15 protein-coding genes are annotated in these 14,206 nt (G+C 66.7%); 10 read left to right on the top strand and 5 right to left on the bottom strand.

Annotated features, from left to right (window positions below; genetic code table 11):
• Positions 1–22: 22 nt before the first annotated feature.
• The 7 genes from ISS20_RS04520 (at position 23) to ISS20_RS04490 (ending at position 7,202) form a co-directional block, all read left to right on the top strand.
• Positions 23–799, top strand: coding sequence for a peptidylprolyl isomerase (locus ISS20_RS04520; protein WP_291434181.1), 777 nt, complete (start codon positions 23–25; stop codon positions 797–799).
• Positions 800–835: 36 nt separating this feature from the next.
• Positions 836–1,513 carry a carbonic anhydrase gene (locus ISS20_RS04515; RefSeq protein ID WP_015012284.1) on the top strand — a complete coding sequence of 226 codons (678 nt, stop codon included), beginning with the start codon at positions 836–838 and terminating at the stop codon, positions 1,511–1,513.
• A gap of 99 nt (positions 1,514–1,612) precedes the next feature.
• Positions 1,613–4,057: an adenosylcobalamin-dependent ribonucleoside-diphosphate reductase gene (locus ISS20_RS04510; RefSeq protein WP_291434109.1), complete on the top strand. Its 2,445-nt coding sequence runs from the start codon at positions 1,613–1,615 to the stop codon at positions 4,055–4,057.
• Positions 4,058–4,116: 59 nt separating this feature from the next.
• Complete coding sequence (locus tag ISS20_RS04505) at positions 4,117–4,794, top strand: nitroreductase (RefSeq protein WP_291434107.1); 678 nt, start codon at positions 4,117–4,119, stop codon at positions 4,792–4,794.
• Between the two features lie 46 nt (positions 4,795–4,840).
• The gene (locus ISS20_RS04500) at positions 4,841–5,254 is read left to right on the top strand and encodes a ribonucleotide reductase subunit alpha (protein ID WP_291434106.1); all 414 of its coding nucleotides are present in this window, start codon (positions 4,841–4,843) and stop codon (positions 5,252–5,254) included.
• Between the two features lie 137 nt (positions 5,255–5,391).
• Positions 5,392–5,871 carry a hemerythrin domain-containing protein gene (locus tag ISS20_RS04495; RefSeq protein ID WP_291434178.1) on the top strand — a complete coding sequence of 160 codons (480 nt, stop codon included), beginning with the start codon at positions 5,392–5,394 and terminating at the stop codon, positions 5,869–5,871.
• Positions 5,872–6,119: 248 nt separating this feature from the next.
• Entirely contained in the window at positions 6,120–7,202 is a 1,083-nt protein-coding gene (locus ISS20_RS04490; protein ID WP_291434104.1) for an AbrB family transcriptional regulator, read from the top strand.
• A 27-nt stretch (positions 7,203–7,229) separates the two neighbouring features.
• Here ISS20_RS04490 and ISS20_RS04485 read toward each other — a convergent pair whose 3' ends face one another.
• The 3 genes from ISS20_RS04485 to ISS20_RS04475 form a co-directional block, all read right to left on the bottom strand.
• Positions 7,230–7,529, bottom strand: coding sequence for a DUF3567 domain-containing protein (locus ISS20_RS04485; protein ID WP_291434102.1), 300 nt, complete (start codon positions 7,527–7,529; stop codon positions 7,230–7,232).
• A gap of 215 nt (positions 7,530–7,744) precedes the next feature.
• Entirely contained in the window at positions 7,745–8,896 is a 1,152-nt protein-coding gene (locus ISS20_RS04480; RefSeq protein WP_291434100.1) for a DUF3108 domain-containing protein, read from the bottom strand.
• 33 nt (positions 8,897–8,929) lie between these two features.
• On the bottom strand, positions 8,930–9,712 hold the full coding sequence (locus ISS20_RS04475; protein WP_291434098.1) for an IclR family transcriptional regulator: 783 nt from the start codon (positions 9,710–9,712) through the stop codon (positions 8,930–8,932).
• Positions 9,713–9,815: 103 nt separating this feature from the next.
• On the opposite strand from ISS20_RS04475, the gene ISS20_RS04470 reads away from it, so the two are divergent.
• Together ISS20_RS04470 and ISS20_RS04465 are read left to right on the top strand one after the other, a co-directional pair.
• Positions 9,816–10,826, top strand: coding sequence for a fumarylacetoacetate hydrolase family protein (locus tag ISS20_RS04470; RefSeq protein WP_291434095.1), 1,011 nt, complete (start codon positions 9,816–9,818; stop codon positions 10,824–10,826).
• A 97-nt stretch (positions 10,827–10,923) separates the two neighbouring features.
• Positions 10,924–11,901, top strand: coding sequence for a tripartite tricarboxylate transporter substrate binding protein (locus ISS20_RS04465; protein WP_291434093.1), 978 nt, complete (start codon positions 10,924–10,926; stop codon positions 11,899–11,901).
• Positions 11,902–11,995: 94 nt separating this feature from the next.
• On the opposite strand, the gene ISS20_RS04460 is transcribed toward ISS20_RS04465, so the two are convergent.
• Together ISS20_RS04460 and ISS20_RS04455 are read right to left on the bottom strand one after the other, a co-directional pair.
• On the bottom strand, positions 11,996–12,409 hold the full coding sequence (locus ISS20_RS04460) for a VOC family protein (protein ID WP_291434091.1): 414 nt from the start codon (positions 12,407–12,409) through the stop codon (positions 11,996–11,998).
• A gap of 129 nt (positions 12,410–12,538) precedes the next feature.
• A complete protein-coding gene (locus ISS20_RS04455) occupies positions 12,539–13,561 on the bottom strand; it encodes a zinc-binding alcohol dehydrogenase family protein (protein WP_291434089.1) in 1,023 nt (340 codons plus the stop codon).
• A 128-nt stretch (positions 13,562–13,689) separates the two neighbouring features.
• Between ISS20_RS04455 and ISS20_RS04450 the strand changes: the two genes are divergently transcribed.
• The coding region (locus ISS20_RS04450) for a LysR family transcriptional regulator (RefSeq protein ID WP_291434087.1) at positions 13,690–14,206 on the top strand (517 nt) is incomplete at its 3' end.

The raw sequence follows: 14,206 nt of genomic DNA, 5'->3' as shown, positions 1-14,206 counted from the left end.
CCCGACACCCGTGGCGGGCGCAATGGGCGGGGCGGTGGCGGCAATCGCACGCATCAACGGCGTGGCACTCAATGCCCCGCACGAGCGGCTGGACGAAGAGGCACTGCGCCAACGCGCTTGCACCGAGCTGCTGCGCCAGGCCGCCCAGCAGGCGGGGCTGCTGTCGGCAGACGATGTGCCGGGTGTCCAGGGCGCCATCAGCACAGAGGCTTCCAACGCCATCGAGCAACTGCTGGACACTGAGCTGCCCATTCCCGATCCGTCGGAGGAGGCCTGCCGCCGATACCACGAGGCCCACCCCGCAGCCCATGCCCAAGGTGAGCGCGCGCAACTGCGCCATGTGCTGTTTGCGGTGACGCCAGGCGTTGACGTGAAACAGCTGCGCCTGCGGGCCGAGGCCTTGCTCATTGAATTGCGCTGCGCCGACGATGGCGGCGCCCAGTTCGCCAAGGCCGCCGCCCAGTGGTCCAACTGCCCCAGTGGCCAGCAAGGCGGTGACCTGGGCTGGCTGACCCGCGCCGACTGTGCTCCCGAGTTCGCGCGCGAGGTGTTTGGCAGCGCCGAGATCGGCGTGCTGGCGCGCCTGGTGCACAGCCGCTTCGGCCTGCATGTGGTGGAGGTGGTGGCCCGCGACCCGGGGCAACAGCCCTCGTTCGAGGACGTGCGCCAAGCCATCGCGCTCACCCTGCGCCAGCAGGCCTGGGTGAACGCGCTGCGCCAGTACCTGCAGCTGCTGGCGGGCGCCGCCGTGGTCGAAGGGGTGGCGCTGGACGCGGCCGACACACCACTCGTACAGTAGTTGCTCCGCCCACCACCTTTACCCGATTGCCTGCCCATGCCCGACGAGTTGCTGGACCGCTTGCGCCGCTTTCATGACGACGCTTTCCCCCAGTACCGCCAGCAGTTCCAGGCGCTGGTGGACGAAGGGCAGCATCCCACCACCTTGTTCATCGGGTGTTCCGACTCCCGCCTGGTGCCCTACCTGCTGACAGGTGCGGGGCCGGGCGAGTTGTTTCTGGTGCGCAATGTGGGGGCGTTCATCCCACCGTACGACGGGTCGCATGGCCACCATGGCACCACGGCGGCCATCGAGTTTGCGGTGCTCAACCTGCAGGTGCGCCGCATCGTGGTGTGCGGCCACAGTCACTGTGGGGCCATCAAGGCGATGTATGGTGAGGTGTCGCCCGAGGCTCCCAACCTCAACCGCTGGCTGGACCTGGGGCGCGAGGCCCTGTTGCCCATGCAGCCAGGCCCCGAGGTATTGCGCCGCACTGAACAGCGCGCGGTGGTGCTGCAGTTGGAGCGCCTCATGGAGTACCCCATGGTGCGCAGCCGGGTGCAGTCGGGCCAGATCAGCCTGCACGGTTGGCACTATGTGATCGAGGACGGCGAAGTGCATGTGTTCGACGTCCAGACCGGTGGATTTGTGCCCGCGTCGCAGTCGGACCACAGCGGCACCGGCCCCTACCAGCCCTACGTGGAGCACGATGGGCAGGTGCTGGTGGACGAGTGAGCAGTCAGCTGCTTGCCATGCGTCGGCATTCGGAGTGGAATGAGCGCTCCTTGATGGAACGCAACCCCGTTTCAGTGTGAAACCCAAATCATCGGCCCCATGAAACGCGAACCCCAGCCCCCTCTCAGCCTCATCTCTTCCCTGCAGCCCATCAGCCTGGATGTGCTGCGGGAGAAATACCTCAAACCTGGCGAAACCACTGCCGACGAGCTGTACCAGCGCGTGGCGCGGGCCCTGGCCTCGGTCGAAAAACCAGAGCTTCGCGACAAATACGAAGCCCTGTTCCTGGCCAACCTGAAGGCAGGCGCCATCGGCGCTGGCCGCATCATGAGCGCAGCGGGCACGGACATCCAGGCCACACTCATCAACTGCTTCGTGCAGCCCGTGGGTGACTGCATCCAAGGCGTGGACGACGAGGGCTTTCCTGGCATTTACGAGGCATTGCGCGAGGCCGCAGAGACCATGCGCCGTGGTGGGGGGGTAGGCTATGACTTCTCCCGCATCCGGCCCAAGGGCGCGCAGGTCAAGGCCACGGCCTCGATGGCGTCGGGGCCGTGCAGCTACATGAACGTGTTCGACCAGTCCTGCTCCACCGTGGAGAGCGCTGGCGCGCGCCGCGGCGCCCAGATGGGCGTGTTGCGCATCGACCACCCCGATGTGCACGAGTTCATCACCGCCAAGCGCACGCCAGGCCGCTGGAACAACTTCAACGTGTCGGTGGGTGTGTCAGACGAATTCATCCACGCGGTGCAGAACAACGCGCCGTGGGAGCTGGTGCACAAGGCCCGCCCCGGTGCCGCCCTGCTGGCACAGGGCGCCCGCCAGCGTGCCGATGGCCTGTGGGTGTATGCCACCGTGCCCGCGCGCGAGCTGTGGGACACGATCATGCAATCGGCCTACGACTTTGCCGAGCCTGGCATCCTGTTTCTGGGCCGCATCAACGAAGACAACAACCTGCACTACTGCGAGGAGATCGCGGCGACGAACCCATGCGGTGAGCAGCCACTTCCCTCCTACGGCTGCTGTGACCTGGGGCCCATCATCCTCACGCGCTTCGTACGTCATCCGTTCGGGTTCGGCGGTGTGGCCGCGTTTGACTTTGATGCCTTTACCAGCGCCGTGGCACTGCAGGTGCGCGCGCTCGACAACGTGCTGGATGTGACCTACTGGCCGCTGCCGCAGCAGCGCGACGAGGCCATGGCCAAGCGCCGCATCGGTGTGGGCTTTACGGGCATGGGCAACACGCTGGCCATGCTGTGCCTGCGCTATGACCTGCCCGAGGGGCGCACCATGGCCGCCCGCATTGCCGAATCCATGCGCGATGCGGCCTATGCGGCGTCAGTGGAGCTGGCGCGCGAGAAAGGGGCGTTCCCGAAGTTTGACGCGCGGGGGTACCTGGCGCAGGGCACCTTTGCGAGCCGGTTGCCCGAATCGCTCAAGGCGTTGATCCATGAGCACGGCATTCGCAACAGCCACCTGCTGTCCATCGCCCCCACGGGCACGGTGAGCCTGGCGTTTGCCGACAACGCCTCCAACGGCATCGAGCCGCCGTTTTCGTGGATGTACAAGCGCAAGAAGCGCGAGTCTGATGGCAGCACCACCGAGTACGCGGTGGAGGACCACGCCTGGCGCGTGTACCGCGAGCTGGGCGGGGATGTACAGGCGTTGCCGGACTATTTCGTCTCTGCCCTCGCCATGCCCGCCGAAGGCCACATCGCCATGATGGAGGCCGTGCAGCCGTTTGTGGACACGGCCATCTCCAAGACCGTCAACATTCCCGCTGACTACCCCTACGAAGGATTCAAGGACCTGTACCTCCAGGCCTGGCGCGCCAAGCTCAAGGGTCTGGCCACCTACCGGCCCAACAGCATTCTGGGTTCGGTGCTCGAAACCCATGCGGTACCTGCGCCCGCGCCCGCTGCTGCGCCTGTGGCGCCACCCGCACCCCCGGTGGACCCCATGCGCACCGTGATCGAAAGCCGTCCGCAAGGGGGCCTCTCGGCGGTGGCGGAAAAGCTTGAATACTGGACGCAGGAAGGTCACAAGACGCTGTACCTCATCGTTTCCTTCCTGCCGGTGCCCACGGGCGTGGGCACCGGCACGGTCGACCGCGCCATCGAGTTCTTCATGCCGGTGGGCCAGAGCGGCGAGTCGCAGCAGTGGATCACGTCCAGCATGCGCATGTTGTCGCTGGCGGCGCGGGGCGGCTTTCTGGAGAGGGCGCTGTCTGACATGCGCAAGGTGGCCTGGGACCGCGGGCCTGTGCGCCTTGGTACGCACCGCAAGGACGATGGCACGCTGGTGCCCATGTGGCACGACTCCGAAGTGGCGGCCATGGCCTATGCCATCCAGAACATCCTGGCGCGCCGCGTGGCCGACCCGATGCAGCAGCAACTGCCGCTGGACGAGCCCGCCCCACCGCCCGTGGCCGTGCCACAGGCCATGGCGGGCAAGAAGTGCAGCGAGTGTGGGGCCCATGCGGTCATCCGCAAGGACGGTTGCGACTACTGCACGCAGTGTGGGCACCTGGGGAGCTGTGGATGAACGGGCAGGTTCAACACCGGCCTTTCCGGCGCACACGTTAAGCATTGGAAGGATTCCCCATGTCTGTCATCCCCTGGCCGTTGAACCCATCGTCCCGTGCGCGGCCGGCTGCGGCGCTGGCCAGTGCGCCTGACGATGTGGCCGGGCTGGCGGCGGCGCTGATCCAGTCGCGCCAGACCATCCTGCCCAAGCGCCTGGGCGGGCCCGGCCCCAACGCGGCCGAGCTGGCGCAGATCCTCCAGGCCGCAGCCCACGCGCCAGACCACGGCCAGCTGCTTCCGTGGCGCTTCATCCTCGTGCCGCAGGCCGCGCGCCAGCCACTGGCCGATGTGTTTGCGCAGGCCCTGCTGAAGCGCGACTCTGCCGCCACCCCCGAGCAGGCCGAGCAGGCACGCGAGAAGGCGTACCGCTCCCCGGTGTTGCTGTTGGCGGTGGTGGATGCCGAGCGGGGCGACGCCGAGATTGATCTGGCCGAGCGCACCGTCTCTGCCGGCTGTGCCGTGCAGAACATGCTGCTGATGGCCACTGCGCAGGGCTACGGTTCGGCGCTGACCAGCGGCAAGGCGCTGAAGGCGGCCAGCCTGCGTGCCCTGTTTCGGCTGGCGGCGTCTGAGCAGGCCCTGTGTTTCATCAGCATTGGCACCGTGTTGTCGCGCAAGGCGGCGCGCGCTCGCCCTGCGGCAGGTGCCTATGTGAGCACGCTGGATAGCGAACGGGGCGTGGTGCCCGGTTTTTGAAGCCGGTACTTCAGCCCCTACCTTTCTTGGATTGCGAGACTTCTTCATGGATATTTCCAGTTTTGACGATCTGCTGCAGGCCGCACGCATGCAGCCGGAGCCGCAGCGCCTGTTGTTTGTGTTTGCGGCGGTAGAGCTGCCGGACGATGCCACCCCCGCGCAGCGCGCGCGCTTTGAAGTCGGGCAGGGCGGTGCCCTGGTGCCGCTGATGTGTGTGGACAAGACACCGCAGGAACTGGCTTCGTTCGACGCACTGGTGGGCGAGGCCCGCCAGTTCACCGCCCCGGGTCACGACTGGGCGATCGTGTTTGCGGCGGCGATGTCCGGCACGCTGAACCAGGCCCCCACCAGCGCCGATGCCGAGGCGCCCTTGCAGCGCATGGTGGATGCGATCAAGGGTGGGGCGCATGGGGCGTTCATTCCGTTTGACCGCCAGGGTCACCCTGTGCGGTTTGGCTGAGGCCTGCCATGGCACACGCGTCCGTACCCGCGTCCGCATCCGCATCTGCACCCGTATCGGCATCCGTATCTGCCGCTGCGCCAAGTCATCTGCCCGGCTTCAGCGCACCGGCCGTGGGCTTTGAGCAGCCTTTTGCCATGCTGGAGGCCTGCCACGAACGCGTGCAGCGCACGCTGGATTTGCTGGGCCGCTTGCGTGAGCATGTGCGAAAGCAGGGCGTGGACCACGATGCCCGCCAGGCCGCGCGGGATGTGCTGCGTTATTTCGACATCGCGGCGCCGCTGCACCATCAGGACGAAGAACTGCATGTGTTCCCCCTGCTGCTCGCCCAGGCCACGCCCGAGGTCCGGGCGCTGGTCACACGCTTGCAGCACGACCACGTGGCCATGACCACCGACTGGGCAGCGGCCCGCGATGTGCTGCAAGCGTTGCTGGACGAAAGCGCCACCGGCTTCAAGCCCCAGGACGAGGCCGCGCTGGACCGTTTTGCCATGCGGTATGACGACCACATCGCCGCCGAAGAAGGCGTGGCCTACCCTGCTGCTGCCGCTTTGCTGCCACCCGCAGCCCTTGCCGCGATGGGGCGGGAGATGGCTGCGCGGCGGGGTGCTGCCTGATTTGCTATTAAAAATATAGCTTCTTGCGCATATTCGACTAGCGCATCAGGCCGCTGGGGCTGAAATTTCGAAGCAAGCCGCTCCCCAGGGCTCCTTGGCGCCCCGTACCACGCGGCCGTTGCCCGGTGGCGATGCCAGCCGTTCCGTCTAGGCAGTGCCTTGGCGGCTGCAGGGGCGGTGGCTCGCGCGATACTGCGGGGTTGCGCGTGCGACCCGCCGCGCCTGTTTGCTTGCCTGCCGTTTCCCGTATGTGCCCCCTCTTTATTGTTCGTACCCTGGCCACCCTGGCCCTGGCGTGGGCTGCTGCTGCCGCCTGTGTGGCCCTGCAGACCCCGCTGCCCTGGATGATTGGTCCGCTGCTGGCCACCTCTGTCGTGTCGATGGTCGGTGGGCCCACCGAAAGCTGGGGGCCGTTGCGCAATGCCGGGCAATGGACCATTGGCGCCGCATTGGGCCTGTATTTCACGCCCCAGGTGGTCGCGCTGATCGGCGGCCTGTGGTGGGCCATCGTGCTGGGCATTGTGTGGGCGCTGTTCCTGGGCTGGCTGTTTGGTGCGTGGCTGTACCGGGTGCATGCGCCACGCATGCACGGCGTGCCCGCCCCCATGCTGCGCGCCACCAGCTACTTTGCCGGCGCGATCGGCGCGGCGTCCGAGATGACCTTGTTGTCCGAGCGCGAAAACGCGCGCACCGACCTGGTGGCTGCCAGCCACAGCCTGCGGCTGTTGATCGTTACCGTGACCATTCCATTTGCGCTGCAGTTCAGTGGTCTGCATGGCCTCGATATCCTGCCGCCCACGCTGCGGGTGGTGAACTGGCCGGGGCTGGCGCTGATGGCGCTGCTCACCGGTGCGGGCGCGCTGCTCATGGACCGCCTGGGCCGCGCCAACCCGTGGTTCATGGGTGCCATGCTGGTGTCCATGGGCTTGACCATGGCGGGCCAGAGCCTGTCGGCAGTGCCCCAGGGCATGGTCAATGCTGCCCAGCTCGTGATCGGGGTGAGCCTGGGCGTGCGGTTTCGCGCGGAGTTTTTGCACACCGCGCCACGATGGCTGGCATCGGTGGCGCTGGGCACCGTGGTGCTGATGGGTGTTTGCGCACTGTTTGCCGGCGCGCTGGCATGGTCGACGGGGCTGCCCTGGGTCACCCTGCTGCTGGGAACCTCACCCGGCGGGATTACCGAAATGGCCATCACGGCCAAAGTGCTGCAGCTGGGGGTGCCCGTGGTGACGGCGTTCCAGGTGTGCCGGCTGATTGCGGTGCTGATGCTGGTGGACCCGCTGTACCGGCGGATTTATCCGCCCAGCGCACACGAAGGCTCGGTAGGCTGAGCTAACGCACCGGCCTTTGTCGCGGTGTCAGTGCACCACCACCGGGTTCTGCGCCAGGCCCGCGTAGCGGTCCAGTGCGTCTTCCACTTCTTCCTGGGTCGGCGTGTCCCGCTGCCAGGCCAGGATCTGTTCCTGGAACATCTCGGCCCAAGAGCCGTCCAGGTAGACCTCTTTGCCGGAGCGTTTGTCCACGATCTCAAAACCATGGCGCGCAAGCTGGGGAATGGCAGGGGCGGTGTCGTTGAGCACCTGGGTGCTCTTTTTCTCCACGGCGTCGGGCAGCATGTGGACCACCACGAAGGATTCTGAGTCGTAGAGCATGTGCATCGTGTTCCCCTTGTCGATATAGATGTCAGATGACAGCGGGTGCGCAGAGTTCAAGGGGCCCGGGTAAAGCCCGTGGCTTTTGTCCCCCTGCTGCGTTGCAGTATTTCATGAAAAACGGAGCACTCCGGGTTCGCGGGGCTTTTTTGCCCGGATGGCGTATGGGCGCAACACTCCGTGCGGCGCGAGCCATCGGAGGCAGTGCTTTGAACGGACTTTCAGGGTGGGCTGCTGGCGCGCAGCAGCAGGTCGGCGAAATCGCCGTTGGCCTGGGTGAGCTTGATGCGCACGGGCAGATAACCCAGCCCCGGCGCCACCCAGAGTTCGGCCTTCTGGTCGTAGTCCTTGCGGGGCAGGCGCAGCAGCTTGAGGGCAGGCGTGGGTCCGGCGGGCAGGTCCAGGGTTTCGGGGCCTTCCACGGTGAAGGTCCAACGGTCGGCGCTGCGGGCGCTCACGGTGGTCAGCGTGATCTGGGTGCCCTGCACAAAGCGGCCCGGGTCTGCGGCCAGCATGGCGCCCAGCTGGATGAACAGGCTCAGGCGGTCTTGCACGCCTGGCCCTGCCGCAGCGTCGGGCGTGTTGGCGCTGAAGGTGACTCGGCCTTTGGCGTAGTCGAAATGGGCGGCCTGCTCGCTGCGGGATTTGTCAGAGAACTTTTCGGGCAGCAGTCCTTGCCCTGTGATGGTGCCCACGCTGCGCTGCGTGCGGGTGCCCACCAGGAAGGCGCTGATCTCCTGGCGCGCCTCGTAGCGATTGCCGTCGTGCTGCCACAGCAGTTCGGCCCGGGCGCTGTAGGCGAACTTTTTGGCCTGGCCGCTCACATCAAACGCGAGGCGCGTGGGGTCGGGCATGCGCACGGGCGGCGGTGGGGTGCTGGCACTGCGGCCGGTGCCTCCGGGAGGGCGGATGTCCACGCCCGTGCCGGTCTGGGCGTCTTCGGTGGCAGGCTCTGGCGGGGTTGCGGATGCTGATGCCGGAGGCGCGGGCGCCGGGGCGGCGTCGTTGGCAGGTGTCTCAGGAGTTGCACTGGCTACAGTGGTTGCGGCACCGGTGTCCGCAGGCGCGTCGGCCCCCGCGACGGGAGCAACCGCCGGTACGGGATCGGGACGGTCCAGGGCTGCAGGGGCTGGAGGGCGCTTGGGGGAGGGCGTCTTTTTACGGGCTGGGGGCTGCGGTGCGGCTACGGGCACGGCGGTCACGCCGGAGGGCGCAACGGCCGGTGGGGGCGGTGCGGGCGCGATGCTGCGCGTGCTGAACACCTGGCTGGACGGCTGCGCAGGGCTGTCCCAGGCCAGGGGCATGCCGCTGAGCACCAGCCAGTGCAGGGCCAGCACCAGGGCCGTGATGAGAACCAGCGCGCGCCGTGGCATCTGCTCGCTGCTTGCGTGTGGGTAACGGGGCCGTCAGGCGCTGCCCGCGCCCAGGTCGCTGGACAGCTGGGCTGCGGCCGCGCGCAGTGGCGCATCAATGGCGCCGCCCCATTCGGGGTCAAAGGTGGCGATGGAGCCCAGGGTGGTGATGCCCAGCTCCAGGTGGCCATCGGCGTCGAACACTGGAGCGCAGAAGGCGACGATGCCGGGCAGCAGCGTGTCCACCACGCGGGCGGCGCCGCGCTCGCGCACCTCGGCCAGCAGGGCGTTCACCTCGGCCATGGTGGCGGGCAGGTCGGTGCGGCGCATCTTCACGGCGCGGGCCAGCTCGTCTTTCAGCAGCGGAGCCACCACCTCGGCCGACATGTAGGCCGCAAAACACCGGCCTGTGGCCGACGACAGCAGCGGCATCACATCGCCCAGCCGCAGGTTGGCGGTGACGGCCTGGGGCGACTCCTCCCAATGCACGATGGTGGGGCCGTGATTGCCCCACACCGCCAGCGCCAGTGTGTGGCCGATGGTTTCCATCAGCGCGGGCATGCGTTCGCGGGCCAGGCGCACGCCATCGAGCCGCGTCAGCGACGCCAGCCCCAGCTTGAGCGCCGCAGGCCCCAAGTCATAGCGCGCCGTGCGCGGGTCTTGTGTGACCAGGCCCAGGCGCTGAAAGCTCACCAGGTACCGGTGCGCCTTGGCTGCGCTCATGCCCGCAGAGGCCGCCACATCCTTGAGCATGAGCGGCCCGCGCGAGCGTGTCAGCCCCTCCAGCAGGGCAAAACCCACCTCGACCGATTGAATTCCTGCACGTTCTTTGTCCATGTGCACTAAAATTTGCGAGTTTTGTTTAGTTAAATCAATTTACCCAAGCGTAATCTTCGCTAGCGGTGCCCATCAACCCTTCTGAGACAAAGGTCCTGCCACCATGAAACTCGCTACCTACAAAGACGGCTCGCGCGACGGCCAACTGGTTGTCGTCTCCCGCGACCTGGGCACAGCCCATTATGCGACCGGCATTGCCAGCAAGATGCAGCAGGTGCTGGACGACTGGGGCTTCATCTCGCCCCAGCTGCAGGACCTGTACGACCAGCTCAACAGCGGCCGCGCGCGCCACGCCTTCCCCTTCGACCCCGCCCAGTGCATGGCCCCGTTGCCCCGCGCCTACCAGTGGGCGGATGGCTCGGCCTACATCAACCACGTGGAACTGGTGCGAAAAGCGCGCAACTCCGAGGTGCCGGAGAGCTTCTACACCGACCCGCTGATGTACCAGGGCGGCAGCGACGACTTCATCGGCCCCTGCGACGACGTGGTGGTACCCAGCGAAGCCATGGGCATCGACTTCGAGGCCGAGATCGCCGTCATCACCGGTGACGTGAAGATGGGCACCAACGCCGACCAGGCGCTGGACGGCATCCGCCTGGTGATGATTGCCAACGACGTGAGCCTGCGCAACCTGATTCCCGCCGAGCTTGCCAAGGGTTTCGGTTTCTTCCAAGCCAAGCCCGCCACCGCCTTCGGCCCCGTAGCCGTCACGCTGGACGAGCTGGGCGATGCCTGGGACCACGGCCGCGTCAACCTCACCGTGCAGTCCACCTGGAACGGCCGCAAGGTCGGCATGTGCGACGCGGGCCCCGAGATGACCTTCCACTTCGGCCAGCTGATTGCCCACATCGCCAAGACGCGCAACGTGCGCGCCGGCTCTATCGTGGGCAGCGGCACCGTCAGCAACAAGGGCGTGGAGCAGAACGGCCGCATGGAGTGGCCCAAGGGCTACAGCTGCATCGCCGAAAAGCGCTGCATCGAAACCATCCAGGACGGCAAGCCCAGCACCGAGTTCATGAAGTTTGGCGACACCATCCGCATCGAGGTCAAGGGCAAGGACGGCGCGAGCATCTTTGGTGCCATCGACCAAACAATTGCAGCCCCGGCCGCCTGAGTGCCTCGCAGAGCGAAATTTGAATAAAAACGGCTGCTTGCGATAGATGAACATGCGCCTGCAGCTATCAAATTCATAGTATCAGCGAGACAATCCCATGCAACGCCGCACCCTCTTGTCCGCCCTGGCCGCCGTAGGCGCCACCACCACCGCACCCTGGGCCACCGCCCAACCTGCCTGGCCCGACCAGCCCCTGCGCTGGGTGGTGCCGTACCCGGCCGGTGGGGGCACCGACGTGCTGGCGCGCACCGTGGCCGAGGCCATGCGCCAGACGCTGGGCCAGCAGATCGTGGTGGACAACCGCCCCGGCGCGTCCACCAACATCGGCGCGCAGATGGTGGCCACCGCCAAGCCCGACGGCAACACCTTCATGTCGGCCGACAACGCCGTGCTGGCCTTCAACGAACACCTGTTCACCAAGCTGCCGTTCAACCCAGAAAAGGACTTCACCTACGTGGGCGGCATCAGCCGCTTCCCGCTGGCGCTGGTGGTGCACCCGGCGTTCGAAGCCAAGACGGTGAAGGAATTCCTCGCTTACGCACGCGCCAACCCCGGCAAGCTCAACTACGCATCGCCCGGCAACGGCTCGCCGCACCACCTGGCGATGGAGATGTTCAAGAACCGCACCAAGGCCTTTCTCACCCACATCCCCTATCGCGGCGCCGCGCCCGCGCTGCAGGATGTAATGGGTGGCCAGGTGCCCTGCATGTTCCTGGACCTGGCCGCCGGCCTGCCGGTGATCACCTCGGGCAAGGTGCGCGCCTTGGCCATTGGCTCGGCCAAGCGCGTGGCCGCGTTGCCGGACGTGCCCACCTTGGCCGAAGCCGGTGTGCCCAACACCGAGGTGTTCGCGTTCCAGGGCATCCTGGCGCCCGCCGGTCTGCCTGCCGCCATCACGGCGCGCCTGAACGGTGACCTGAACAAGGCCCTGCTGAACCCTGCCGTGGTCAAGCGCATGAACGACTTCGGCATGGAAGCCCTGCCCGGCACGCCCGAACAGTTCCGCGCCATGGCGCGGGCCGAGTCCAAGCGCTGGGGCGAGATCATCAGGGCGGCGGGCGTGAAGTTGGACTGATCACGCAGCACTTGGGCGCACTCGGTGGCTTGGCTCTGCCGAGCCTCTCCACCCCTTCAGCCTGGCAGGCCGCTGGCCCAAGCAGGCCCATCCACTATTCAGGCAGGTGGCACACCGCCTCGATGTTGTTGCCCTCGGGGTCGATCACAAAGGCGCCGTAATAGTGGGGGTGGTAGTCGGGCCGCAGGCCCGGGGCTCCGTTGTCTTGGCCCCCGGCTTCCATGGCGGCGCGGTAAAAGGCATCGACCTGGGCCCGCGTTGCCGCCCGCCACGCCAGATGGCAGCCCGTGGTGGCGGGTGGGCCACCAAAGGGCGAGGGGCCGTCGATGAACCACACATCCGCCTTTTTGCCGTCGGGTTCGACCGGGTCCGGGTAGGCAAAGCCCAGCATGTTCGAGCCGTAGTTGCCTTCAAAGCAAAGGCTGTAGCCCAAAGGCGCGAGGGCGGCGGCGTAGAACGCCTTGGTGCGGGCGATGTCGGTGACGCGGAAGGTCATGTGGTCCAGCATGGGAGGTCTCCTCGGGTTGTGGTGCCCTGATTTATACCTGAAAGACTGTTTATAAATACAGTATTTTTCAGTCCGACACACAATCTGTCGCGCGGGTGGTGCTACGCCCCCTGCATGGCCCGCAGTTCTTCAGACCCACCCCTCCAGCACCAGCTTGCCCCGCGCCTTGCCGCTCTCGATCAGCGCATGCGCGCGCTTCAGATTCTCGGCATTGATCGTTCCAAAGCGCTGGTCCAGCGTCGTGCGAATCAGCCCCGCATCCACCAACTGAGCCACCTCGGTCAGCAGGCGGTGCTGGCCGATCATGTCGGCGGTGCCGAACAGGGCGCGGGTGAACATCAGCTCCCAGTGCACCGACACGGACTTGCGCTTGAACTTCGTCACGTCGAGCGACACCGGATCATCGATCAGCGCGAACTGGGCCTGCGGCGCGATGGCCTCGACGATCTGGTCGAAGTGCGCGTCGGTCTGCGTGAGGCTCACGACGATGTCCACCGTGGGGTGGCCGATGCGGGCCAGCTCCTCAGTGAGCGGTTTGCTGTGGTCGATGACGTGGTGGGCGCCCAGGTCGCGCACCCACTGCTGCGTTTCGGGGCGCGATGCGGTGCCGATGATCGTGAGGCTGGTGAGCCGCGCCGCCAGCTGCGTGAGGATGGAGCCCACGCCGCCGCTCGCGCCAATGATGAGCAGGGTCTTGTGGGTGGGCTGCTTGCCAGGGGCCACACCGAGGCGGTCAAACAGCAGCTCCCACGCGGTGATGGTGGTCAGCGGCAGTGCGGCGGCCTCGGCAAAGTCCAGCGACTTCGGCGCGTGGCCCACGATGCGCTCGTCCACCAGGTGCAGTTCGCTGTTGGTGCCCTGGCGTGCGATGGAGCCTGCGTACCAGACGCGGTCGCCGGGCTGGAACAGCGTCACCTCCGGCCCCACGGCGCGCACGATGCCGCTGGCGTCCCAGCCCAGCACCTTGTAGTCGGGGCCGTCACCGCTGCGCGAGCTGCTTTTGCGCACCTTGGTGTCCACGGGGTTCACAGAGACGGCGTGCACCTCTACCAGCAGGTCGCGGCCAGCGGCCACGGGGTCGGGCAGGGTGATGTCGAGCAGCGACTCGGGGTGGTCAATGGGGTGGGCGGTTTGGTAGCCGATGGCTTTCATGGGTGGTCCTGTGTCTGAAAGGAGATGCCCCGATGATTGGCCTTTTGGGTTTGTTTTTAAATAGACGACAGATTGAATGAATATTCAATCGAAAATTGAAAATGGGACCAACAACACCCCAACCCGCGATGAAAAGCCTGCAAGACCTCGACATCTTTGTGCGCACGGTGGACAGCGGCAGTCTGTCGGCCACGGCCCGGGCGCTGGACTTGACCCCTGCGGCGGCCAGCGCGGCGCTCAAGCGGCTGGAGGCGGAGCTGGGCGTGCTGCTGTTTGTGCGCTCCACGCGCAGCCTGCGGCTCACGCCAGAGGGCACGTTGTTTCTGGAGCACTGCCGCCCCGCGCTGGCCGCGCTGCAGCAGGTGCAGGGGCAGCTGGCCAGCGGCCGGGCGGGTGCGCTGAGCGGCACGCTGCAACTGGCGGCGCCATCCGACCTGGGGCGCAATGTGTTGTTGCCCTGGCTCGACGAGTTCCAAGCCGAGCACCCGGGCATCACCGTCCGACTACAACTGTCGGACCGCATGGCCAACGTGTACAGCGAGCCTGTGGACGCCGCCTTTCGCTATGGCAATCCCCAGGATTCGAGCCTGGTCGCACTGCCGCTGGCGGCAGAGCACCGGCGGGTGCTGTGTGCGGCCCCGGCCT

It is taken from the genome of Acidovorax sp. (assembly GCF_016783915.1).
Lineage (GTDB): Bacteria > Pseudomonadota > Gammaproteobacteria > Burkholderiales > Burkholderiaceae_C > Acidovorax.
The sequence above is the reverse complement of the archived record's forward strand: the minus strand, read 5'-3'. Positions and strand labels throughout refer to the sequence as shown.